Origin of the sequence: Planctobacterium marinum (assembly GCF_036322805.1) — a bacterium.
GTDB lineage: Bacteria > Pseudomonadota > Gammaproteobacteria > Enterobacterales > Alteromonadaceae > Planctobacterium > Planctobacterium marinum_A.
The window spans coordinates 4,068,477-4,093,848 of the sequence record NZ_AP027272.1; the positions used below are offsets into that span (position 1 = coordinate 4,068,477).

Annotated in this window: 13 protein-coding genes and 1 tRNA gene; 3 read left to right on the top strand and 11 right to left on the bottom strand. The window is 45.0% G+C overall.

Annotation, left to right across the window (positions count from 1 at the left end):
- Window positions 1-29: 29 nt before the first annotated feature.
- The 7 genes from rplL to AABA75_RS18030 all read right to left on the bottom strand — a co-directional run bounded on the left by rplL (window position 30) and on the right by AABA75_RS18030 (window position 3,791).
- Window positions 30-407 carry a 50S ribosomal protein L7/L12 gene (rplL, locus tag AABA75_RS18000; protein WP_338294119.1) on the bottom strand — a complete coding sequence of 126 codons (378 nt, stop codon included), beginning with the start codon at window positions 405-407 and terminating at the stop codon, window positions 30-32.
- 61 nt (window positions 408-468) lie between these two features.
- The gene (rplJ, locus tag AABA75_RS18005) at window positions 469-996 is read right to left on the bottom strand and encodes a 50S ribosomal protein L10 (protein WP_338294120.1); all 528 of its coding nucleotides are present in this window, start codon (window positions 994-996) and stop codon (window positions 469-471) included.
- A 278-nt stretch (window positions 997-1,274) separates the two neighbouring features.
- Window positions 1,275-1,970, bottom strand: coding sequence for a 50S ribosomal protein L1 (rplA, locus tag AABA75_RS18010; protein ID WP_338294121.1), 696 nt, complete (start codon window positions 1,968-1,970; stop codon window positions 1,275-1,277).
- Window positions 1,971-1,973: 3 nt separating this feature from the next.
- Window positions 1,974-2,402: a 50S ribosomal protein L11 gene (rplK, locus tag AABA75_RS18015; RefSeq protein ID WP_338294122.1), complete on the bottom strand. Its 429-nt coding sequence runs from the start codon at window positions 2,400-2,402 to the stop codon at window positions 1,974-1,976.
- A gap of 340 nt (window positions 2,403-2,742) precedes the next feature.
- Window positions 2,743-3,285 (bottom strand): transcription termination/antitermination protein NusG, encoded by a 543-nt coding sequence (gene nusG, locus AABA75_RS18020; protein ID WP_338294123.1) that lies wholly within the window; start codon window positions 3,283-3,285, stop codon window positions 2,743-2,745.
- Between the two features lie 2 nt (window positions 3,286-3,287).
- Complete coding sequence (gene secE / locus AABA75_RS18025; protein WP_338294124.1) at window positions 3,288-3,665, bottom strand: preprotein translocase subunit SecE; 378 nt, start codon at window positions 3,663-3,665, stop codon at window positions 3,288-3,290.
- A 49-nt stretch (window positions 3,666-3,714) separates the two neighbouring features.
- Window positions 3,715-3,791: transfer RNA gene (locus tag AABA75_RS18030), tRNA-Trp, on the bottom strand.
- Between the two features lie 262 nt (window positions 3,792-4,053).
- On the opposite strand from AABA75_RS18030, the gene AABA75_RS18035 reads away from it, so the two are divergent.
- The 3 genes from AABA75_RS18035 (at window position 4,054) to AABA75_RS18045 (ending at window position 18,810) form a co-directional block, all read left to right on the top strand.
- The gene (locus AABA75_RS18035) at window positions 4,054-5,358 is read left to right on the top strand and encodes an inosine/guanosine kinase (protein WP_338294125.1); all 1,305 of its coding nucleotides are present in this window, start codon (window positions 4,054-4,056) and stop codon (window positions 5,356-5,358) included.
- Between the two features lie 146 nt (window positions 5,359-5,504).
- Entirely contained in the window at window positions 5,505-12,380 is a 6,876-nt protein-coding gene (locus tag AABA75_RS18040; protein WP_338294126.1) for an FG-GAP repeat domain-containing protein, read from the top strand.
- A 454-nt stretch (window positions 12,381-12,834) separates the two neighbouring features.
- Window positions 12,835-18,810 carry an FG-GAP-like repeat-containing protein gene (locus tag AABA75_RS18045; protein WP_338294127.1) on the top strand — a complete coding sequence of 1,992 codons (5,976 nt, stop codon included), beginning with the start codon at window positions 12,835-12,837 and terminating at the stop codon, window positions 18,808-18,810.
- Window positions 18,811-18,885: 75 nt separating this feature from the next.
- Here the strand turns inward: AABA75_RS18045 and AABA75_RS18050 are convergent, their stop codons facing one another.
- From AABA75_RS18050 to AABA75_RS18065, 4 genes are all read right to left on the bottom strand, one after another.
- Complete coding sequence (locus AABA75_RS18050; protein WP_338294128.1) at window positions 18,886-19,596, bottom strand: hypothetical protein; 711 nt, start codon at window positions 19,594-19,596, stop codon at window positions 18,886-18,888.
- Window positions 19,586-20,242: a sigma-70 family RNA polymerase sigma factor gene (locus tag AABA75_RS18055; RefSeq protein ID WP_338294129.1), complete on the bottom strand. Its 657-nt coding sequence runs from the start codon at window positions 20,240-20,242 to the stop codon at window positions 19,586-19,588. Before AABA75_RS18055 ends, AABA75_RS18050 begins: the two co-directional genes overlap by 11 nt.
- Before the next feature lie 11 nt (window positions 20,243-20,253).
- Window positions 20,254-22,032: a VWA domain-containing protein gene (locus AABA75_RS18060; RefSeq protein ID WP_338294130.1), complete on the bottom strand. Its 1,779-nt coding sequence runs from the start codon at window positions 22,030-22,032 to the stop codon at window positions 20,254-20,256.
- Between the two features lie 142 nt (window positions 22,033-22,174).
- A complete protein-coding gene (locus AABA75_RS18065) occupies window positions 22,175-25,267 on the bottom strand; it encodes an FG-GAP-like repeat-containing protein (RefSeq protein ID WP_338294131.1) in 3,093 nt (1,030 codons plus the stop codon).
- Between the last annotated feature and the right edge of the window lie 105 nt (window positions 25,268-25,372).

Here is a 25,372-nt window from a genome sequence, read left to right on the forward strand (position 1 = left end):
TTCAGGCAGTAATTACGTACGAGTACGAATTACTTAATTTCAACTTCTGCACCAGCGCCTTCAAGTTCAGCTTTAAGTGCTTCAGCTTCGTCTTTAGATACACCTTCTTTGATAGCTTTAGGAGCTGATTCAACAACTTCTTTAGCTTCTTTAAGGCCAAGACCAGTCGCGCCGCGAACTGCCTTGATTACTGCAACCTTGTTACCACCGAAAGAAGTCAGAACTACGTCGAATTCAGTCTTCTCTTCAGCAGCAGCACCTGCGTCGCCAGCTGGGCCAGCAGCTACAGCTACAGCAGCAGTTGCTTCAACACCGAATTTTTCTTCGGCAGCTTCGATCAGTTCAACCAGTTCCATTACTGGCATTTCAGCGATCGCGTTTAAGATATCTTCTTTAGTTAGAGCCATTTCTCTAAACTCCTGGGTTTAAAAATTTAAAACAAATCAATGAATTAAGAAACTGTTTTTTTTATTCAGCTTCTTTTTTCTCTTTAATAGCCGTCAATACGCGGGCAAACTTGCTTGGTACTTCGTTAATAGTCTGTACAAACTTGCCAACAGGCGCTTTGAAGGTAGCAAGTAATTTCGCCAACGCTTCGTCGCGTGTTGGTAAGGAAGCTACTGCGTCCAGTTTTTCTGGACCCAACAAACCACTACCGATTGATAACGCGGTTACGTTCAACTTGTCATTCTCTTTAGAGAAATCTTTGAACAAACGCGCTGCACCACCTGGCGCATCCAAAGAAAAGCCGTAAATCAGAGGGCCTTTCAGTGCATCATCCATTCCTGTGAACTTGCTTTCAGCCAGAGCGCGCTTTGCCAAAGTGTTACGGATAACACGCAGGTAAACGCCTTGCTCACGTGCTTTAACACGCAGTTCAGTCAGGTCTGCAACTTCCATTCCGCGATATTCAGCGACGGCAACGGATAGAGCGCGAGATGCAACATCAGTTACTTCTGCTACAATCTCTTTTTTTGCTTCTAAGCCTAGTGCCACTGAGATCACCTTTTAGTTGTCTGAGAATTGCTTCTCAGGTTTCACAGATAAATGGAGCTCAACTTGCGCTTTACTCCACCTTTCTACGGTGTTCTTTAGTCCCAGAGAGTCTGAGTCGAACCACCGTCTGCGTAGGCATACATTAAACGCTGTAATTAGCGTACCTACGGTCTAGGACGGGAGCTTGTATTTCTTTTCAGAGCTACAAACTCCAACCCAATTTTTTACTTTGGTGCTAATTCAAAACTGAATTAACTCTCGCACCTTCAAGGTTTGTCTTATTGAGACAAAGAACCTTGATCTAAAGTTATACCAGCGCCCATAGTGGTGCTCAGGCTAACTTTCTTGATGTATGTACCTTTAGCAGAAGAAGGCTTAGCTTTCTTAAGCGCCTCTAACAGAGCTTCAAGGTTTTCCTGGATTTGATTAGCTTCAAAAGCAATCTTACCAATGCTGGCGTGGATGATACCGTTCTTGTCGTTTCTGTAACGAACCTGACCTGCTTTTGCATTTTTAACTGCAGTCGCGACGTCTGGCGTAACCGTACCAGTCTTAGGGTTAGGCATCAGGCCACGTGGACCCAAGATTTGACCTAACTGACCAACAACGCGCATTGCATCAGGAGAAGCAACAACAACGTCAAAGTTCATTTCGCCTTTCTTAACTTGCTCAGCAAGGTCATCCATACCTACGATGTCTGCACCTGCTTCTTTAGCAGCTTCGGCGTTAGCACCTTGAGTAAATACAGCTACGCGTACTTCTTTACCAGTACCGTTAGGCAGTACAGTTGCACCGCGAACGTTTTGGTCAGATTTACGAGCATCGATACCCAGGTTTACAGCAACATCTACGCTTTCAGCGAATTTAGCTGTTGCTAATTCTTTCAACAAAGCGACTGCTTCGCTGATTTGATATTCTTTAGTGGCGTCTACTTTATCGCGGATCAGACGAGCGCGTTTTGTTAACTTAGCCATGGATTATTCCTCTACCGTCAGACCCATACTGCGGGCAGAGCCAGCAATAGTACGAACAGCTGCGTCTAGATCAGCAGCAGTCAAATCAGGTTCTTTAGTTTTCGCGATTTCTTCCAATTGAGCGCGCGTCACTTTACCCACTTTTTCAGTGTTAGGACGACCAGAACCACTCTTAACGCCAGCTGCTTTCTTCAATAAGAAAGACGCAGGTGGAGTTTTGGTTTCAAACGTGAAAGAACGGTCTTCGTATACAAAGATTTCAACTGGAACCGGAGCACCTTTTTCCATGCTCTCAGTTTTAGCGTTGAACGCTTTACAGAATTCCATGATGTTAACACCGTGTTGACCTAATGCAGGACCAACTGGTGGACTTGGGTTTGCGGCACCCGCAGCTACTTGTAGCTTGATAATGCCTGTAACTTTTTTAGCCATTACTCTCTTCTCTAATTTATGGGTTAAACGCCTCGCAAATACAGAAGAATACTTGCTTCAACGGCTCCCCGCCTACAAAAAGGCCGGAGATTATATTTTAATCTACGACCTCTGACAACCATTAATTTGGATTTTGTTTGATTTTATCTGTAGGTTCGGCTTGATCCGGACAACGCCTGGGTTTAGCAGTCTTGTCGAACTTCGCCGTCCTTCATCTAATCTAGAAAAACTTGCGTTCCACCAGAGAGATTTAAACCATCCCTGGTGAGGGCTTCCGGCCTGGCCGTCCGTTGGACCAGTCGTGCGCCCCTAGCCGAGCAAGCTCGTCTCAAGACGGGGCTTACCCCTTTTCAACCTGGCCAAATTCCAGTTCTACCGGGGTAGAACGGCCAAAGATAAGTACCGATACTTTCAAGCGGCTCTTTTCGTAGTCTACTTCTTCTACTACACCGTTGAAGTCGGCAAAAGGACCATCGGTAACACGCACCACTTCGCCTGGCTCGAACAAAGTTTTTGGCTTCGGCTTGTCTACAGACTCTTGCAATCTGTTCAGGATCGCATCGGCTTCGCGTTTGGTAATTGGCGCCGGACGGTCAGAAGTACCACCGATAAAACCAAGTACTCGAGGAATGCTTTTAACCAGGTGCCAGCTATCGTCGTTCATTTCCATTTCGACTAACACGTAGCCTGGGAAAAACTTGCGCTCGCTCTTGCGTTTTTGACCCGCGCGCATTTCTACGACTTCTTCGGTAGGAACCAAAATCTCGCCGAAATAGCCTTCCATTTCGTGCATTTTGATGTGTTCTTCCAAGGTCTTCTTAACACGGCCTTCGTAGCCAGAAAACGCCTGAACTACATACCATCTTTTTACGCCTTCAGACATGCTTACGCTCCTATTCCGGTAATAAAGCCAACGACCCGAACAATGATGCCATCAAGGCCCCAAAGCAACAAGGCAACAACGGCGGTTGCAGCAAGAACAATCAAAGTAGTTTGCGTAGCTTCTTGACGAGAAGGCCATACAACTTTGCGCACTTCGGTGCGTGACTCTTTTGCAAAGTTGACAAAGGTGCTGCCTTTTTCAGTGTTGGCAGCAATCAGCAAACCAATAATTACCGCAATGACCACACCAATGGCGCGATACAATACGGAGAAATCACCGAAATAGTAGTTACCACCTACGGCGCCAGCCAAAAATAAAATGGCTATGACCCATTTAATGCTGTCCATTGCACCGGACTGATTAACTGCGTTATCACTCATCGTTTAACCTGTTACCTCAAACTCAATCCATCCGGATTGATATTAAATATGGCAGGGGTGGAGGGACTCGAACCCCCAACCATCGGTTTTGGAGACCGCTGTTCTACCAATTGGAACTACACCCCTGTAGCAGCAGTGCCAGCACTACTGTTTACTTTAAAATAGTTACACTCGCCTTGTCGTTTTTTTGAAGCTTATCAGGAGATAAAGGATTCAGAAGTAAGGCGGGAGCGGTATTATACTGATTGTCGATAGTCTTACAAGCTTTAATATGTTGCAAACGGCAGTTAGGTACTATCACGAAATTTGTCTGATAAAATATTCGTCACTCATCCGACAGGTTGATATAATGGCCGCTTGTCCAAAATTAACCTATTAACAATTTTCTATGAAATTTCCCGGTCGCCGCAAGCACAAACACTACTTCCCGGTTCAAGATAAAAACTCCCTGATTGGCCAGTTCCACAAAGCAGAACCATTACAGCACAGCTATATAGTGGGCATTGACCAGGTGTTGGTGGATATCGAAGCCAAAGTTGGCGACGAGTTTTTAGAACGCTACAACCTCAAAAAAGGCATGTCACAATTAATTGAGGATGACGTTACTGAAGCGCTCTATGCTGAATTACAGGAAAAAGCCCTTATCAACTATGAATTTGCCGGTGGCACCATTGGCAACACGCTGCATAACTACTCAGTATTAGCAGATGATCGCTCCGTACTGTTAGGCGTGATGTCAGAAAACATCAAAATAGGCAGTTACTCATACAAGTATCTAAGCAACACTTCCAGTCGTGTAGATCTCAACTACCTGCAACCGGTGGATGGCCCGATAGGGCGCTGCTTTACCCTTATCGACAGCCAAGGCGAGCGTACCTTTGCCATAAGCCCGGCCATGATCAATAAGTTATCAACGGAATATGTTGATAAAGAAGTTATTCAAAACGCTTCCGCTTTAGTCTTCGCGGCCTACTCTATGCGCACTAACCCGGGAGATACCATGACCGAAGCTACATTAAAGGCCGTGGAATACGCCAATGAGGCTGGTGTCCCTGTGGTACTCACCTTGGGCACAAAATTCTTAATAGAGCAAAACCCCGAATGGTGGCAAGAGTTCGTAAAAAAGCACGTTGATATACTCACAATGAACGAAGAGGAAGCGGAAGCCATCACTGGTATTCAAAACCCCCTTCTAGCGGCCAGCAAAGCGCTAGACTGGGTAGATATGGTCATGTGTACTGCAGGTCCTGTGGGTTTATATATGGCAGGACACTGCGATAAAAAATATCTGCGAGAAACCGAGCAACAGTTTATTGATGCCGAAATCGCTGAGTTCAACCGCTATGAGTACTCCCGTCCGATGCGCTTGCAAGACTGTGAAGAGCCGGTAAAAGTATACAGCTATATCCCCCCGTATATGGGTGGCCCTGATAAAATCATGAATACCAATGGTGCAGGTGATGGTGCGTTGGCGGCGGTATTACACGATATCTGCGCCAACGAATATCACAAGCTCAATGTAGAAAAGTCTACCAAACACGAGCAACCCGCTATCACCTACTCTTCGTTGTCACAAATTAGTAAGTACGCCAACCGCGTCAGCTACGAGGTGCTTGCACAACACTCACCGCGACTGAGCAAGGGCTTGCCCGAGCGGGAAGAAGTGCTGGATATGGCTTATTGGGCAACTTAAGTTCACAGATACAAGAAGAAATACGATGACAAATTAAGTTTTTCCTGATTGAAATTTATTCGCTTTTACGTAGAATTGATATCTGTTGAATGAAACCCACTTAGTTGGGTTTTTTTTTGAAGAATCACTATCGGAATGGAGTCCCTATGCGCGCTCGTGCTGCTCTGGCAACCTATTGTTGCATTTTCATATCATTGTTTTTGCCGATTTCAGCGGCCGCTGAGGACCTGCTGTTATCACCCTATCTTGGTAATAACAGTGAAACTCAGTTTGACGCCAGGGTACTTGCTATCTCAGAGCAGTCTGGCTTTGTCATTTTTTCTTCCCATTCCGAAACCATCGCTGGTTACGAAGGGCAACCAAACACCACTCGTAACGAAGCTGTTTACCTAAAAAACCTGGAAACCGAAGAGGTCACTTTACTATCACAAACAACAAGTGGCGAAGTGACAGCTCGTATCTATACTGACACGTTCAGCGAAATAACCGACAACAATTCAGTATTTTTTGTCTACTACGGAAGCGAGCCTCTATCAGGTAGTGAATATGAAGGTGAATGGGGCGACCTTGATACGCTTTTGTTCAGACTCGACCTGAACAGTAAAATAATTACTCCTGTTCCGACACCTGATGTGTCCTACAGTTCTGATTACTGGATGGTAACCCGAAACGAATACCTCTACTCATATGACAGAAACAATGACCAGGTATTATTCAGCAACGATTTGGGTGAAAATTGGCAAGCGTTAGACATCACATGCCGCTATGGTGCAAACTTCCACGATTACACTGAAGCTGGTGAGATACTCTTCACTTGTGAGGATTATAACTCGGATTCAGTACAATTTTTTGATCCAGAAACAGAGACCTTAACAACAGTCTCAGGCATACCCCCGTTCGAAACCTCCAGAGCCTATTACAATGACGGCGTAGAGATGTCAGTTAACGGCGACACCATCTTATTTGCGCAGAACAATACTATAAACCTTCTTAGCAGAGAAGCAGCCACAACTGATCAAATTGATCTGGGATCAATGGGCCTGAGTGATGTTCGGATTCTGACGATGGATGATAGCGCGAGTTTCGCAATACTTTACGCCAGGTACGGCAATCGCATTTATTTCGACGATGAAACCCAATATTTCACCAATAACTCTCCCGCTTATTACTATCTGCCGCTGACTGCCGGCGCAACACCGCTCAGGATTGACCTGTACCAAGCTGACGAAGGGGTTTCTTCGACACAGTTTCAACGGATATTTTTAAGTCAGGATATGACTACTGTGGTTTTGCAAGGACAATATTACGTTAATGGCCTGCGGAGCGCATATAGTCATTCTGTAGAGGCTATGGCTAATCATCAATTCTCTACTGATTTGACTGAATTCAATTTAACAGTAACCAATGATGGAGTGCACACCAATCAAGTATCGATCGAGCATAACGATACAGGAGAATTATTGTTCAAAATCGAGCGATATAGCGCGGAGCGTGGCACAACAGATACATTTTGGTCGACGAACTCTGAATTTACCGATTACCAACTCGGTCTGAAACCCGGCACCAACACATACACGGCCTATCCTTGCGACATCAATATGGTGTGCGCTTCTGATAATGGCTCGAGTGTCGAAATTGAAACCACAGATTATGCTGAAAACCACGATTGGACCTTGAACATTACAGAATCTTCCAACTACTACTCAGACCGCCTACAAGGCACAATTTCAAATAACAACTGGCCTTCAAGTGATCGAGTCCGCATCTCTTATCTCAATGATTTGAGAAAGTGGTACAGCAATACACTGGATTACACCTTCAACATAGAAAATAACGTTGATAACCTCGTTATGGGAGTTCAGCCCTGCACTTTCTCTCAATTGCAAAATGAGGATTATGTATGTGCTGCAACGGCCTCTGTAAAAGAAATAGAGTTGCCTTCACAACCCGAACCACAGGTACTCCTGTCACCAGACTACAGTTATATTGCTGTGTACTTCGAGCAACAACAAGATATTCAATACAATATCCTACGAAGAATTTCTGACGATGAATTTACCGAAGTAGCAACGAATATCAGTAGTGGCTGGCAAGACGAAGATGTTACGCCCGGTGTAAATTATCAATATCAGGTACAAGCATGTGATTCGTCACTTTCTGCCTGTCGCAAGAGCGATACGAAATACCGCCGCGTTGATCGTGATGATTTTCTGTCAGTCAACTCTGTCACCGTAGATACTCACTCCATAATCTGGCGAATCACGAGTATTTTTGATTCTGACGAAATCCTGGTCCTGCGCTCTTCTGACGGTGGCGAATTCAATCAGATAGCCTCACTGGCACCTCACGCTACAACTTTCCTCGACACCGGTCTGGTGCCTGGCGTTCGATATGAATATCAGATGCAAAGCCGGTTTAATGGTGAAACCCTGGACCGCGTTAACGTATCGCGCAGTACTGAAAACCTGAATTCAATTATCCAAGCATCAGACGCCGAAATTACGGGCCTATCCGTGGAGAGTAATTATGCTATTGGTCATAATTTGAGCTGGGACTCTGTTGAAAACGCTACCGCATATCAAATTAAAGTATTACTCAATGGTTATTCCCACAAAAATCTAACAATCCCGGCTACCGACGCTCCGAGTTATTTTTATAATTATCAAAGTCAACTTAATTTGCGTGGTAGTTTTGAGTATCGCGTAACGCCAGTTTATTCAACTTGCAATGAAGCCAATAATATTTGCGAAGAAAGTTTGGGCGTTATATCAAGTATCGTTGTTGAATCCACCAAACCCACCCTTGTTGATAAACAACTTTTCCCGACAAATGTTGTAGTAAGTCAACAATCCCTATACGGAATTGTGCTCGAAATGAGTAATTCCTACTTGTTTGACGAATTCCGGATCCAACGTAGGATAGCGGGGCAAGAAGCATGGCAATACGTGGGCTATATTGACGATATAAGCAGTCGAGATAACACCGAGTTTCAAGATCAAAGTATCAATTTACAGTCTGGCGAAACCTATGAATATCAAGTACAAACCTGCTCTTCCTTGTTAAATCAATGCGCCACAAGTACGACGCACTCAATCAAGTATCGCGGTGTGCGCTATGCAGGTGAGGTTATTGCTCCTACCATCACTTATGAAAACAACCAATTCAATATAGATTTCAACTTTGACTCGGACGCTTTTGTGGGCTTTGCGCAACTTACAGCAACTTGGAATGAATACAGAAACGACAGCTGGACAATAGAAAACCTGAGCAAAAACTATACGATTCAAAAAGACTGGAGGATGAGCACCGGTGATACCCTTAACTTTTCGCTGCGATATTGCTTCCATCGTCCCTACTGGCCTTATTATGAGTCGGAGGACTGCACTGAATATACCGAAGAAATAGCCGTTGAAATTACCCAAAGCGACGGTGTGCTTGCGCCCAGGCTGTATTGGGTAAATATTAGCACCAATGATGAGCGAAATGGCTTTGTCATTAATAGTCGCTTTGAGACAGGCACAAGTTACGGCAGACCGGAAACAATAGAAATATTCAGGGCTACCAACGGCGGTTATCATCAGAGCATAGCAACGGTTAATGTTCCTGATGATGATAGTTATACTGTTGAATACACTGATGAGGGTGTCGAGGCTGGTAACCACTACACTTACGCCACACAAGCTTGTAATTCGGCAGGTTGCTCAGATTACATCTCATCAACAATCAGACTGCCTCAAAGCGGCGACGATGCACTACCCAGCAAACCCGAGATTACCCATATTTCTCAAGGGGAATACACCAACCAAATAAATATCGCATTTCAAGGCGTCAGCTATGACGTTAATTACTACGCTTACAGAGCTGACTCCCAAGAGGGTGAATTCCAACGAATCACGTCCTCATCTTGGAGAAGGGTGTTCGAGGATGATAATTTAATGGCTGACAGCACCTACTATTATCGCATTGACGCTTGTAATAATGCCGGTTGTACCGAGTCAGATGTAGTTGCAGGAAAGACCGCCTCGGTTTACTTCTCAGATTCAGTAGAAATCAGTGGCGCAGCTTTGAGGGAAACAGGCAACTCCTCATCTTCACGTCTGGTGCTACGTGGTGATACCCAAGCCGTAGACGGCATGTTGGATGCTTTCTCCGGAGAGATGAGATTTAATCAATGGCTGGACTTAAGTGAAGGCTGGCAAATTTCTACCACCGCAAGAGTAGACGCCGATTGGTCTGAGTGCACCGAACTACTGAATTTCAGCTTGTATTTGCCGCAGGCTGAAAACAACTACTACTCAAACCGCCACAGTATGTCGTTGGGAACCTTGGTGTATACGGGCAACGGCTGCACAGATAACCAGGAGCTGGAACTGTTTAGCTTGTATCTGGTTTCTGATTTATTAGGTGAGCCCGTTATCATTGAAAGTGATCTGCGGGAAAGCTGGCAAAGTTTTAGTATGCAGTTTAATGAACAAGGCATTTTCAATTTCATAATTGCTGATGAAGTCATCGCCACTTCAACAGAAGCGATTGATCTAAATATATGGAAACTTGCCAAATTCGCCTTAACCTCCAATGAACGCTGGTACGAAGGTTCAACTTATATTAGCTATGCTAGCTTGAGTGTGGTAGCTGAGCCCTCGCTAAACGAAATGGATTTAATTAGCTATTACTCTCCGAACTTCTCCGCGATACACCCCAGAAACATTGCGCTTTATCTCAGTGAAGAGGTGGATGGTTCTATCCAATACTTAATCATTGAAGAGGATAGCTACGACGAAAGTAATTCAGTAGAGTTGCAATTTGGTGGTCGATACAACACTTACATCAAAGGGCTATCCCCTAACAGAACTTACGACTTGCTTGTACAAAAGTGTCGAGCGGAAACATGTGGCCCATTTGAATATGTTCGGGAACAAACACCCAGCTACCAAGAGTATATTTACACTTCTAGCATTTACGCTAATTTAGACCATCAGAGTCAGGACATAAGAATATATTTGAGTAGCTACGTAACAGATAATGCAGACTCTTACACTATCTACCGAGAGATTGTGGGCGAAGACGACGGTAAACAATCCATAGCGGAATTCACGGTAGACGACCTATTCGAGCATTGGTTAACTTCTTCAGACAGTTTTTCTGTTAGCGACATTATCCAGGGAGGTCAAACCGCGGAATACTCGTACCAGGTTTGTAATCCAATCGGCTGCCAGGAATCAACCCGAGTTGACCAGATCACTATGCCGGCAGACTCAGACAGTGACGGCGTGCTCGATCCCTACGACGCCTTCCCGAATGATCCAAATGAGTCGCAAGACAGCGATGGTGATGGCATTGGTAACAATGCTGACGAGGATGATGACAATGATGGTATCCCTGATTCGATAGAATTGGCCAATGGCATGGATCCACTGAACGCCTACGATGCCTATGAAGACATGGACGGCGATGGTTTTAATAATACCTACGAATATTTAACAAGTTCTGAGATGAATGATGCGGACATAACACCCGCGGAAACGGGTGTTTATGAATCCTTCGCTTCTGAAAAACCCAAGTATGTGAAAATCTCGGGGGATTATGTCAGAGACACATTAAGTTGGGATGGCGACTTCTCCATTTTTGCTCAATTTGAGGATGAACTGGCAAAACCTCTCACATTCACGATTGAGGGTAAACTAACCGGTGATTATTTGATTTTCTCAGAGGAGTATTATCGCAGTCGCAGATTCTCATTGCGCGTTAATGGCGAACAATATGATTTCTCTGAAACACCTATCAGATATCTAGGTTCCAATGGCTACTTCAGATATATTGGTTTTCCGTTAGAGGCTCGCGATGAGGCAGTAACACTGGAGCTAGAGTTCCATGGCTATGGTAATTATTATCCGGCGGCGATCTACATCGATAACCTCTTCATCCCCATGACCGATGCCAAAATGGTGGGTCAACGGGTTGTGGCTGATTACGATGGCGATGGTAAAACCGATGTGGCCATACGACGTGGCTTCCTGGGGACTAACTATGTGCTCAATAGCTCAGATAATGAGATTCAACGTATTCAATTCGGCTCCAAAGAAGAAGACATTCAGATAGAAGGTGATTTTGACGGTGATGGCATCGCCGATGTGGCAGTGCGCAGACCGTCAACCGGCACCTGGTATGTTAAAAACTCCTCTGGTAGCAACCTGGGCTCTGCCCGAGAAGACGGTATTCAGCGGATTGAGTTTGGCGCAAAAGAAGATGATATCCCGGTAGCGGCTGATTACGATGGTGATGGCATTACTGACTTTGCAGTACGCCGTGCCAGCAACAGCATGTGGTACATCAAAAACTCCTCCGGCAGCAATTACAATTCTGCTCGAGAAGATGGTATTCAGCGGGTACAGTTTGGCTTACAAGAAGCCGATATTCCGGTGCCTGCCGATTATGATGGCGATGGCATCAGCGATATTGCCTTCCGCAGACCGTCGAATTCCACCTGGTACATTCTGGAATCAAGCAGCGGCGAGATTCAGCGCATTAAATTTGGTTTACAGGAAACGGATATTCCCGTACCTGCCGATTACGATGGCGATGGCAAAGCCGATGTCGCCTTCCGTCGCCCGTCTAACAAAACCTGGTATGTACTGCGCTCCAGCGATGAGGTCATTGAGCGTATTCAGTTTGGTCTGAACACCGCAGATATCCCGGTGGTGGGTGATTACGACGGTGATGGCAAAGCCGATATCGCGGTACGCCGTGAAAGCAACAGCATGTGGTACATACTGCAATCCTCCGATGGCGAGATTGGCCGGGTTAACTTTGGTAAGTCTGACGGTATGGTGCCGGTACTTGCTCCTGTTTGGGAAAAACTCAACATGTTGGGCTGGCAGCAAGACTTTATAGACGCCACGCTGGCGGGCCGAGATTCCGCTGCGGCCTCAGAGGATGAAGAGGTTTTCTACGAGAAGGCTGAGTTCTTTACTCACCCTGAGTTGATAGAGGCAGACAGGCTCAATCAGGAGCCAATGCACTAAAAACCGTTCAAATAGGACATTAACTAAAAAAGCGCATCAATCGATGCGCTTTTTTTCTTCCACCGGCAATAGGAGTGGTTTTCAAGGTAATTCTAGATTGAAAATCGTACACTATCCTGTAAACTCCGCAGCTGTTGAATGAGACCCACTTGGTGGGTTTCTTTTTTTTGAGCATTATTTACGGAATGGAGTCCCTATGTGTATTCGTACACTTTTATATGTCACCTCAAAATTATTTCTGGTACTCCTTATTTCCACAGAACTCCAAGCATTAGAGTGGACTAATGAACCGTTGTCGCAAAACAAAGCTCACACCAATGCCCCGCATATTTTCGACATTGAGTCCAGCAAGTGCGAGAAGGATTGGACCTTTTCGAACAGCATTACAAGTCTTTATTGCACAAATGGAGTGCTGTTTAAACGAGATGTAAAAACAGGCAAAACTGAATCTTTCTTGTTAACTTCACATGGCATTAAAAATCCCAAAATATTAATTTACGATGGTCAAGCAAATACCATCATTTTTGCTGCAAGTTATAACAATCGAATCTACTATAAAGATGATCAGCAGCAATTTGCATCTTCCTCCTTAAGTATATTTCAGCTTAAACTGGCCACTGGTTCAAAGCCCAAGAGGATAGAATTATCATCCTCTGATGATGATTTAACCTCGTTTACGGTAGAGCAACTTGAGAATGCAGTGGCAGTACTGTTTTCAAAAACCAGCACTGAGCAGGCCCCTTCTGATGGCTTATTTTTCAATCGCGATGCGAGTACAAATAGACAGCCCGTTTTAATCCAATCTAACGAACTACAATTAACAATAACCAATGATGCAGTACACCAAAACCTGCTCACAATAGATTACGAATCTGAGGCAGATGTTCTTTTTAAAATTGAAAGAGAAAGTGAGTTAACCGGGTTTACTGATATTTTTTGGTTAGAAGGCTCCCATTTTACCGATTATAAAATGGGACTCAGACCGGGAAATAATACATACAGAGTATATGTATGTGAAGTGAGCATGATATGCGAAGAAACCCCCGCAGCCACACAAAGCATTGCAACGCAGGCGTTTTTTGAGAACAATGATTGGTCTGTGAATGTCTCTGAATCTGATGCTTCGTATTCATCTGAGCTGCAAGGCACCATTGCTAATGCCAACTGGCCATCTGCAGATTTCTTAAGAGTACACTTGCTACACAAAAAAGCAAAATATGTTGTTCAAAATCAAAGCTATAGTTTTAAAATTGATGTTGATAACAATAATCTGTTAGTGGGCGTTCAGCCTTGTATGTCGTCTTCAATTGAAAACCTCCCGTATGTTTGTGCCGAATTTACCACATCAAAATCGATTTCCTTACCCGTCAAGCCAACAATTGTGCCGCTTTTAGCTCCCGATTACAGTTATATCGCGGTTCACTTTGAGGAAGAGGAAAATGTTCTGTACTCCATCGAACGCAGTCTAGAAGATCACAGTTTTCTTCCAATAGCCTCAGATACGGAAAGTGGATGGCGCGATACTGATGTGCGCCCGGGTAGTCTCTATACTTACCGTGTTATAGCCTGTGACCAGGCCAATTCTGTTTGCCGCACAAGTAATAGCAAATCAGTTGAATTGAACCGAAGAAATTCAATCAGCGGTTTTTCGAGTGCCCGCTCAGGGTACATAGAATTGTCTTTAAGAAACTACCTTGATTACGATGAAATTGCTATATCAAGAGAGGATGGCGCCGGGGATTTTCATAAGATTGCTTCAATTGCCCCTCACGTCAGCAACTTTATCGATTCTGATATTATCCCCGGTGCCGATTATCGTTACCTTATTGAAATGTTATTAGATGGCGAAGCTGTCGAACAAATCTATCTGACGGAAAGCTACCCCGAACCCCGCACCTTCGTCCCGATGGCCGCAGAAGAAGAAATCAGACTTCGAATCGATGAAAATTATTCACTTGGTCATTTCTTAACCTGGAACGATGTTGAAAACGCCACATCTTGGGCAGTCAGAGCTGCAACCAACCGTTACAACGTTGACACTGTGTTCATTGAGAAAACTGATACGCCCTCCTATTTTTACTCTTACGCGCAGCAAACAGATAAAACCCCGTATTTGGAATACCAAATTATACCCATCTTCAACGATTGTATTATTGAGCAGTACGATTGCTCTAGCCAATATGGGTTTAGCACTTTTATTAAATCAGGGCCACTATCTATTTCCCTTACCGATAAAGCACTGTTTCCAGCAGAGTTTAATTTGCAACAAACCAGTTTAAACACGGTTACTCTAGACATAAAAACCACCTTTGTTACTGACAGTTACAGAATTGAACGTAAAAACAGTAATGAACAGAGTTGGGAAGTCATTAGCTTTGAGGAGGTAGATAATTATTTCAACGACCTGGTTGTTATTGATGATGCAACGCATTTGATAGCCGGTGACACTTACCAGTATAGAATAACCGCTTGTTCATCCTTACTAAAAACGTGTACCACTAGCCAAGTACAATCCGTTACATACAATGGTGAACAATATCAAGGCAAGGCACTAACACCGTCGATTAATTACCAAAATAATCGATTCAATATAGATTTGCATTTTCCTCCAGACTACTACATTAGTTTTGCCGAAATAGCTGCGAGTTGGCGGAATCATCACCAGACATGGCGAACAGAAAACGTGGCAGAGCCAATAGAGATTGCACAACAAAACTACATGGAAGAAGGAGACGATATTAGCTTTACAGTACGATATTGCTTCCATGCACTTAATACCTCTCAGTCCGAAGATTGCTCTGAACACTCTAATAACGTAATCATAAACATCGAGGGCGAAAACCGACACTATCCACCTCAAATATCTACCTTATCAAATACAGTCATCTCTTCAGAATCTGCCATTCGAGTGTCTGGGCACTTTAGAGATGGGGAGGGCGTTGGTCGCCCAGATTCGATAGAAATATACAAGGCAACGAATGACGGTCCACATCGTAGTATTGCAGCTATTGAGATAGACGATGCGAGTGGCACTGACTTTGAGTATATGGACACTGACATAACCTATGGGAATTACTACCAATATGGTGCTCGAGCATGTAATCAATACGGATGCGATGAAGATTTAAAATACACCTTATACTATGCCGCCCCTGACACAAATGATGGGCAACAAAAACCCTCTTTCAAGACTATATCTGATGGAGAATTCATAGATCAGATTGCCATTGAAGTCGGTGATGAGTTGTCGACTCAACCTATAATTTCTCTATTTCGTGCGGAATCTGAGGAGGGTGATTTTCAATACGTTGATTCACTCTGGAATACTTACTTCTTCACTGACCGTGATCTGGAAGCAAACACCACCTACTTCTATCGTCTCGAAGCCTGCATTAGTGGCATTTGTACGACTTCGGATATTGGCCAGGGTCGAACTGCTTCAGCCTTTAATACTGACCCTATTGAGATAAGCGGCGAGTTATTGCTCGAAGCACGCAATAACCATAAAGGTTTGGTAACCCTAAGTGGGCATGTTGAAGCCATGGATGGAATCCTTGATGCGGCAGTGGGCGAACTGAGGTTTAATCAATGGTTTTATATCAATGAAGGCTGGCAGCTATCGACACATGCCCGACTAGATGCTGGCTGGGCAGAATGTGAATCGCTACTCGATTTTAGTCTCTTTTTATCCGGCGCGGAGCACACCAGCACAGAACACACCAACACATTCGCTTCTATATATTTTACAGGAAATGGTTGTTCAGAATTTCCGAACCTTGAGCTTTTCAAACTTTATTTTATTTCTGATTATTTCGATGCCCCGCTCCCACTTGATGACAAGTTCAAAGAAGTTTGGACAGACTATTCTGTGCAATTCGATAGTGCTGGATTTTTCACTTTTTACATCGCCGATGAGCTCTTAGCGACTGCGGATAGCCAACTCGACCTCTCTGTTTATGGACTTTCAAAACTCAAATTGGGCACCAATGATCCTTATCAAGGTGCCACTCATTTAAGCTCTGTCAGTATAGACATAGCGGCTACTCCCTCTCTAACACAACAAAGCCTTGTCAGTTATTATTCACCTGAGCTTGAAGAGTTGCACGCCAGAAATATAGCCATCGCGCTATCAGAAAATTTTTCTGGCTCCTTGCAATACATAACCGCCGAGGGCTCCAACTTGGGTACTGTTAACAATCTGATAGTTAGCTCTGGAGGCAGATACAACACCTATATTGAAGATCTACTGCCTAATAAAAGCTACGAGTTTTTACTGCGTCGATGCCATCAGGAAATTTGTGGCCCCTATGAATACCGGAAAATATCAACTCCAAGTTATAGCCAAATTAGTTACATGCCTTATATAGCAACTGCATTAAACGAGCAGGACTATTCTGTTGATATAACCATGTACTCTGATTATTACATAGAAATTATCGACACTTTTACGCTATATCGTCAGATAGAGGGCATCGACGAAACTCCCGTCATTTTCGCTCAATTTACCACTGAAGATCTCATGAATTATTGGCTTGCTCATGATGATCACTATCTTCTCTCTGATACATTAGAATACCACCAGAGCGCCTCATACGTTTTAGAGGCTTGCAACCCCATAGGCTGCAAAACAGACACGAATAATACTACATTTACTATGCCGGGTGATGCTGACAATGACGGGGTATTAGACCCTTACGATGCATTCCCCAACGATCCCAATGAAACTATGGATACTGATGGAGACGGTGTAGGCAACAACGCAGATGAGGATGATGACGGTGATACCATCCCAGATCTGCTCGAAGTTTCGTTGGGTTTAGATCCCTTGAATCGCTATGATGCTTATGTTGACTTGGACGATGATGGCTTTAGCAATGCCTTTGAATACGTTACAGGTGCTGATTTAAATGACCCAAACATTACCCCAGAGCAATTTGAAATATTTGAATCATTCTCTAGCGGTACATCGAGGTTTGTAAACATTTACGGTGAACACACAAGTTCTGACAACAGCATAGATGGTAACTCTTCAATTCGGTCGTGGTTACGCTTTGGCTCTGAATCGAGTATTACTTTTAGTATTACCGGTAAATTGATGGACGGATATTTTGTATTTACAGAACTTTATGATTACAGAACCGAGTTTTCACTCAAGATTGATGACGTTAACGTAGATTTTTCTACTTCCAGGGTTAAGCATCTTGCTTCAAATGGTAACTGGCAGAGTCTGGGCATTCCAGTGGAGGCTACTGATCAAGAAGTTACCGTTGAATTGAAATTTGAACTCCACGAATACTATTATTCAGGTGAAGTCTACATCGACAATATCTTCATCCCCATGACCGATGCCAAGCTAGTTAACCGCAGTGTGGCTGATTACGATGGCGATGGTAAAACCGATGTGGCCATACGACGTGGCTTCCTGGGGACTAACTATGTGCTCAATAGCTCAGATAATGAGATTCAACGTATTCAATTCGGCTCCAAAGAAGAAGACATTCAGATAGAAGGTGATTTTGACGGTGATGGCATCGCCGATGTGGCAGTGCGCAGACCGTCAACCGGCACCTGGTATGTTAAAAACTCCTCTGGTAGCAACCTGGGCTCTGCCCGAGAAGACGGTATTCAGCGGATTGAGTTTGGCGCAAAAGAAGATGATATCCCGGTAGCGGCTGATTACGATGGTGATGGCATTACTGACTTTGCAGTACGCCGTGCCAGCAACAGCATGTGGTACATCAAAAACTCCTCCGGCAGCAATTACAATTCTGCTCGAGAAGATGGTATTCAGCGGGTACAGTTTGGCTTACAAGAAGCCGATATTCCGGTGCCTGCCGATTATGATGGCGATGGCATCAGCGATATTGCCTTCCGCAGACCGTCGAATTCCACCTGGTACATTCTGGAATCAAGCAGCGGCGAGATTCAGCGCATTAAATTTGGTTTACAGGAAACGGATATTCCCGTACCTGCCGATTACGATGGCGATGGCAAAGCCGATGTCGCCTTCCGTCGCCCGTCTAACAAAACCTGGTATGTACTGCGCTCCAGCGATGAGGTCATTGAGCGTATTCAGTTTGGTCTGAACACCGCAGATATCCCGGTGGTGGGTGATTACGACGGTGATGGCAAAGCCGATATCGCGGTACGCCGTGAAAGCAACAGCATGTGGTACATACTGCAATCCTCCGATGGCGAGATTGGCCGGGTTAACTTTGGTAAGTCCGATGGTATGGTGCCGGTACTTGCTCCTGTTTGGGAAAAACTCAACATGTTGGGCTGGCAGCAAGACTTTATAGACGCCACGCTGGCGGGCCGAGATTCCGCTGCTGCCTCAGAGGATGAAGAGGTTTTCTATGAGAAGGCTGAGTTCTTTACTCACCCTGAGTTGATAGAGGCAGACAGGCTCAATCAGGAGCCAATGCACTAATCCTTTAGCCAATGGTGGTATAAACTAAAAAAGCGCATCAATCGATGCGCTTTTTTGTTTATCCCGAAATAGCGATTATTCCCTTGCAGGTCCAGTTGCAGACATACAACTTTTGACTTGCGCGGCCATTAATTGATACTGCTCTTCGAAACCCGGCATGATTGCTAGTTTCATCAATGTCTCGCTTTGCTCGCCCATTTGTGTGAGAGGGATCTGACTGTTAACCGCTATCGCTAATGCTTGCTTATCTCTGTAGGCAAGATCTGCAATGTATTTCGCCAATGGTGAGCTACTCAATGGATTGCTGCCATCTACGGAGTAGCGACACTCTATCTTGATGCCACTGTCTGTGGCTTTACTGCGACTCCCCGTCACCTGAAGTAACTCAGCGCTTTCTGAAAGCATAGGCGCTTTACGCGCAGCGGACTGGGTAGTCGGTGTTTTATCTGCTAGCTCACTAACAAAATCAGCGGCAGGTTCGACCTTCGTCAGCTTCTCTTCTGGCAATGACTCTGGCAGCGAGGTCTCCGCATCAGACTGAAGTCCCTGCGGTGTAAAGTCTTGCCTCTGGGAAACAAAAATCAGCGACACCAGTACAACAGAGGCAGCAACCGACAACCAACGATTGCGCTGACTCAGAAACGACTTAGATTTATTCTGGCTAGCGACACGGTGCCTGGCATATTCCAGTATTGCTTCATCAGTCTTTGTCGAGGCCTCAGGCTTTTCTGTACTTTGATATAAATCCGAAACGAACTTTTCATCATTATTTTCGTTAGTCATCATTTTCTCCCAGCACACGACTTATACAGGTGCGTAACTCATTATAGGCGGCTCGTAACCTGGATTTGGCCGCCTCCAGACTAACCCCAGTTATTTGTGCAACATCACTGCGTGTAAGGTTGCCTTCTTCTTTGAGCAAAAAGGATTCTAGTTGGGCTTTGGGTAATTTCTGCAAACAACGACTTAAAGCCGCTTTTTGTCTTTTTTGCACAAGATCAGTATCTGCCGTTTGCCGCCAATCAGATGCCACCTCCTCCCTAGCCTCTGTCTCGGCGATTACGCCAGATACCACCTCAAGGTGTCGAAAGCGATCAATCATCAGGTTTCGGGCCATCTGATACAACCAGGTTGTAAATTTTGACTCACCTTTGAATTGGCGAATATTGCTCACTACTTTGAACCACAGCTCTTGCATCAGATCTTCTGCGCTTGTCGAATCCTTTACCTGCCTTAAGATAAAGCGAAAACTTCCACCTTTATGTCTGTTATACAAACATTCAAAAGCGGCAAACTCTCCGCTGATATAAGCTTTTATCAACTCATTATCTTCCAGTGTTAGCCATTGGTTTTCCGCCACTTGCATTCCTTTTAACTGCTCTTCTTTCTCATTAACTGTAACGCGATATAGCATGATTAAAGATTCGACCACTTACCTACAGATTAGTTTTTGGCACCAACTTTATTTGTCACTGGAGATTGCAGCAATAACCAGGTTTCCATTAGTCGAATAAACTCGGCCCTGTAGCCGTGTTCATCTTGCCCTTTTGCCGCCTTGGCATTGCTTATCAAAGCTTTGGCATCCTTGTTTGAAACAAATTTTGAGCCCCGCATAAGCTGTCCCAACCCAGCAACACTGTGAGCAAACTTGAAGGCATTGTCGGTATCAGCGAACCCCCGGATTTGCGACAAAGAAACGATTCGTTCAATTTTACTACTCGATTCTCCTTGGGGATTTTTATAGCGCAGCTTCACCAAGGCGACTTCGTCACCATTGTCTTTCTCATCGGCAGCAGTTTGATAGCGCAATTCATCCACTGAATATTGCTCAGCGCTTTTTAAGGTCAGTTCATACAAGGCGGTAACCGTGTGACCTGCACCTATTTCTCCTGCGTCCACCTTATCGTTGTTAAAATCCTCCTTATTTAACTGCCTGTTTTCATAACCTATTAAGCGGTATTCATGCACCACAGCGGGATTAAATTCCACCTGGATTTTCACATCTTTGGCGATCACCTGCAGCGTACCTGTTAACTGCTCCACCAGCACTTTTCGGGCTTCGTTAATATTGTCAATGTAAGCCGCATTGCCATTGCCTTTATTAGCGAGCTGCTCGGTTAGGTGATCATTATAATTGCCGCTACCAAATCCCAACACAGAAAGTGTCACTCCGGTTTCACGCTGCTTTTCGATGAGGCCCATCAGCGCCTCGTGATCCGTGGTACCCACATTAAAGTCGCCATCTGTTGCTAACAGTACTCGATTAATCCCATCTTTTTTAAACGCCTTTTGCGCCATCTGGTACGCCAGTTGAATACCACTGGCGCCATTGGTGGATCCACCGGCTTGCAACTTCTCCAAGGCCTGCACAATGCTTAATGTGTCATCTCCGGATGTGGGCTCTAGCACCACACCTGATGCGCCAGCATACACCACTATCGCGACACTATCTCGGGCGTCCAATTGTTTGCTTAACATAGTGAGCGCGCGTTTTAGCAAAGGCAGTTTATTGTCCGCAGACATGCTACCAGACACGTCCAATAAAAAGACCAGATTGGATGCTTTGCGCTGTGCATTAGACACCTGCTTGCCAGATAACGCCACCCGCAGAATGTGCTTGTTGTTGTCTAACGGACTTTCAGCAATGCTGGTATCCACATAAAATGGCGCATCGTCTTTAGGTTGAGGATATTCGTAGGAAAAATAATTGATCATCTCTTCAAGACGGATTGCGTCTTTAGGTGGCGTCATTCCCTGGTTCAGCATACGTCGAACGTTTGCATAACTGGCGGTATCAACATCTACAGAAAAGGTAGATAAAGGCTGCTCTGCCACAGTCCAGACACCATTTTCAGGAGTGTGTTGATAGGTTTCTGTATTGTGCTCACTAACTACAGCATCAGCCATGAGCATGCTGCTCGTTACAGCCATTTTATTTAGCTTACCGGCCCGGCTTCTGACAACGGGCTTTGATGGCATGGACGCTGACTGCGGCTGACCTACTTCGGCCAACGTCAACATTTCCTGTGCAGGATGCGTTACTGACTGGTCTGACGATGAGTTCGCAACAGTTTGTGTTTCAACGGCTTCATTGCCCGGCGATGTCTCTTGCGTTTTTTTATCTGAGCTGGAGCAGCCTGCGAGTAAACCTCCCACGACAACAGCAACAAGAGATACTTTATGTAGGCCTTTCAAGGCTGAGGGTAGTTGGCGATTATGCATTTTTTCACCTGTTAGTTTTACAATAATTACAGATACAGACGAGGCAAAATCGAAAAGGGGTTTTATTTTTTAAATCTTTTTCAAAATGACAAGATACGATGCCGATTTTCATCGACACCGCCAGTTTGCTGCGAACCTTTAATTATTGGATTTGCTCCTTTCGGGCCTGCTCAGAGCTCAGGCGCACACGCTGTACAAAAACTTCTGCAGTTGCATTCGTATTTCTGGCACTGGAGCTATCGCCAATTTGTACTTCCATTCGGGTCATTACCGGTGCAGCCAAGGGCATGTCGCCAGTATTGCGCCCGAATTGTATGCGCTCTATTTCGCCATCGCTGGAACGCAGAATATATTGCAACTGCGTTGACGGTCTGCGCACCGCAACATCCGCCTTACCGTCACCATCATAATCAGCAGGGATGGGGATATCTTGCGCTTGAAGGCCAAACTGAATACGCTGAATCTCGCCATCGGATGAATTCAAGATATACCAGAATTGGTTAGAGGGTCTGCGCACTGCAATATCGGCTTTGCCATCACCGTCGTAATCGGCAGGCACCGGGATATCGCCTTCTTGTAACCCAAAGTTATAGCGCTGTATCTCGCCATCGCTTGAGTTAAGGATATACCAGAACTGATTTGATGGACGGCGTACTGCAATATCTGCCATACCATCTCCATCATAATCTGCGGGAACGGGAATACCCTCCTCTTGCAATCCAAAGTTAAAGCGCTGGATCTCGCCATCAGATGAATTCAAAATATACCAAAACTGATTTGATGGGCGTCTTACGGCGATATCGGTAACGCCATCACCATCGTAATCCGCGGGCACCGGAATATCCTCTACTTGTAAACCAAAATTGAAACGCTGAATTTCGCCATCTGAAGAATTTAAAATATACCAGAACTGGTTAGATGGACGGCGTACCGCCACGTCAGCAATTTTGTCGCCATCAAAATCACCGCTGACGGTAATGTCTCCCTCGTCTCTGCCAAATTGAACTCGCTGGATATTATTATCAGACGAGTTCAAAATATACTGAAAATGGGTATTGGCGCGCCTCACGCCGACATCAGCCATACCATCGCCATCATAATCATACGCCACAAATAGACTATCTTGATCACCGCCGCCATCGCCGCCATCGCCGCCATCGCCGCCATCGCCGCCACCGTCGCCACCGTCGCCACCGTCACCGTCGCCATCACCGCCATCGCCGTCACAATTAGTGCTGAGAGTATTATCTAGCGGAGCACAGTCATTGCCATCTGCCACGCCATCGTTATCATCATCGGAGTCTTGATTATTCCCCACCGTATCGCTATCGGTATCCAGGCTTTCATTTTCGTTATAGGGAAAGGCATCTTCGCTATCAATAACACCGTCAGCATCAATATCATTAGCGTTACTGGCATCTCTGGGACTCGCGTCAGAAACATCATCAATTCCGTCATTATCGTCATCCGTGTCGTTCAGGTTATTGATGCCATCACCATCAAAATCATCACTGTCATCAGATAGTGACTGGCAGCTGCCAAACGGAAAAAAGTTTTCAATTCCCCAACTCTCAACTGCCTTTACGTCCTGGCAACTGAGAGAGCTTTGATTAAACTGCAAGAATGTAAGCTGGTCTTGCAAATGAGCAATGGGACGCATAGACGTCATCAGTAAATTGCGCACATCTAACTGACGCATACTGCGCATGTTCTGGAACACCTCTAGAGTAGTATCATTGCTGCCATCCATGCTAAAAGTATTGAGATTGGGAAAGTTCTCTAATCCGTTTATGGTTTGAATATCGTAATCGGTTGTACACACTAAAAATCCCACTTGGGCGTTGGTGATAGCATCAGGGAACTTATCAGTGATGCAGCTTGCTAGCGCACTATCCTCCAGTAAGGCTCGAGCATCGCCAACAGACAAAGTGATCTCATCATTGTGAATTAAAGAGATTTCTTCCTTTACTTGATTAACCGCATAAACCGCATCTGCGCCATCATCCTGCTCTCGGTCTACGCCACAGGTAAAACTATCCACACAAGTTAAATCGGGTGAAGAAAAAACTGCTACCCCAGAAGCAGAGCCAAACTCACTAGGATAGGCCATCACTGTAGTGAATTCATCCACCACGCCATAACCGCGACCAAAGGTAAACACAGTACCCTCGCTTCCTTGACGCAACGAATGACCTAATCCCATATTGTGTCCTAACTCATGGCCCAAAGTATCATAGCCACAAAACTGTGAAGTTGAACCAAAGGTGGTAAAAGCAGCGGTTACATTAACCGCGTAGTCATAATTAAAAGATTGATTTTCGTCACCATTCAACCATCCTTGACCACACAGGCCCTCAGGCAGGTCCTTAAGCATCACCACTATAAAATCAGCAGAGTTAGCCACTCTCGCTTGCCAAATGGGGGTAAGTAGGGAGTCGGGAATATCACCATCAGTGGAGTCTTCCCCGCCATTATTGGAAAGGTTATCCAGAATTTGATCGGCACTGAAGGACTCAAGGCTGGCGCTAATAATATTGGCGACCTGCATCTGAATATCCATTCCACTTGCTGCATAAATGGCGTTGTTTGCTGCGGCGTACTCAGAAATAGTATCCTCGTAGCTTTCATGTGCTTGAATAAACTCGTCAGTCACGACAAATAGCACCCTGAAAGTGAGGTCACCCGCAGCCATGCTGGAAGTTCTGGATGCATGCTTATGAGATTGTTCTCTAGATGGAAGTGGTTGTTCTGATACACCAAATTGATTTAATCCAGACGGGCTTTGCGGCACGCGGTAATCCGGGTGTTCTCCACCCATCTTGTATTCTTTGATTAGCTTGCCACCTGTAATCCGAAAGGTACCGAATTCTGTAGGTATCCAGGCTGAAAGCTTGCCATTACGCAAAAACAGTTGAACGTTCGGCAACCTGGGAGAAGCCTTGTTTTTGGCCGACCAAATTCTGGTTTTACCTTGCATTCTGGAGCGTATTAGTTGCACCTCAAGTGCACGCGAAAACACCGGTAGTTGCAGTGCCATTCCGGGTTTGAGTTTAAGCAACACCTCCTCATTAACAATCAACTGCGAAGTAACGTTGCCTTGCCCTTTCAGCTGTTCACTACTGAAGTTAGTGACAAGCTGCCACAGTTGGGGGGATTCTTCTGCCTGAGATAAGGCACTAAGCAAAACCAGTAAAATGAAAGCAGCGTTGCGCATAAGTCGCTTTTTAAAATCCATTGGAGCATCCTTTGTGAAAGCAGGTAAACCTGAAGACGATCTATGAGCAGTTTTTATGCACACAAATTTCTGTGTATTTCATCAGGCGGGTATCAGCTACTGCAT

Coding starts and splice junctions, on each gene's coding strand:
- AABA75_RS18040 (WP_338294126.1), top strand. CDS start 5,505: ATGCGCGCTCGTGCTGCTCTGGCAACCTATTGTTGCATTTTCATATCA.
- nusG (WP_338294123.1), bottom strand. CDS start 3,285: ATGTCTGAAGGCGTAAAAAGATGGTATGTAGTTCAGGCGTTTTCTGGC.
- AABA75_RS18050 (WP_338294128.1), bottom strand. CDS start 19,596: ATGATGACTAACGAAAATAATGATGAAAAGTTCGTTTCGGATTTATAT.
- AABA75_RS18060 (WP_338294130.1), bottom strand. CDS start 22,032: ATGCATAATCGCCAACTACCCTCAGCCTTGAAAGGCCTACATAAAGTA.
- AABA75_RS18065 (WP_338294131.1), bottom strand. CDS start 25,267: ATGGATTTTAAAAAGCGACTTATGCGCAACGCTGCTTTCATTTTACTG.
- AABA75_RS18035 (WP_338294125.1), top strand. CDS start 4,054: ATGAAATTTCCCGGTCGCCGCAAGCACAAACACTACTTCCCGGTTCAA.
- rplL (WP_338294119.1), bottom strand. CDS start 407: ATGGCTCTAACTAAAGAAGATATCTTAAACGCGATCGCTGAAATGCCA.
- rplA (WP_338294121.1), bottom strand. CDS start 1,970: ATGGCTAAGTTAACAAAACGCGCTCGTCTGATCCGCGATAAAGTAGAC.
- rplK (WP_338294122.1), bottom strand. CDS start 2,402: ATGGCTAAAAAAGTTACAGGCATTATCAAGCTACAAGTAGCTGCGGGT.
- secE (WP_338294124.1), bottom strand. CDS start 3,665: ATGAGTGATAACGCAGTTAATCAGTCCGGTGCAATGGACAGCATTAAA.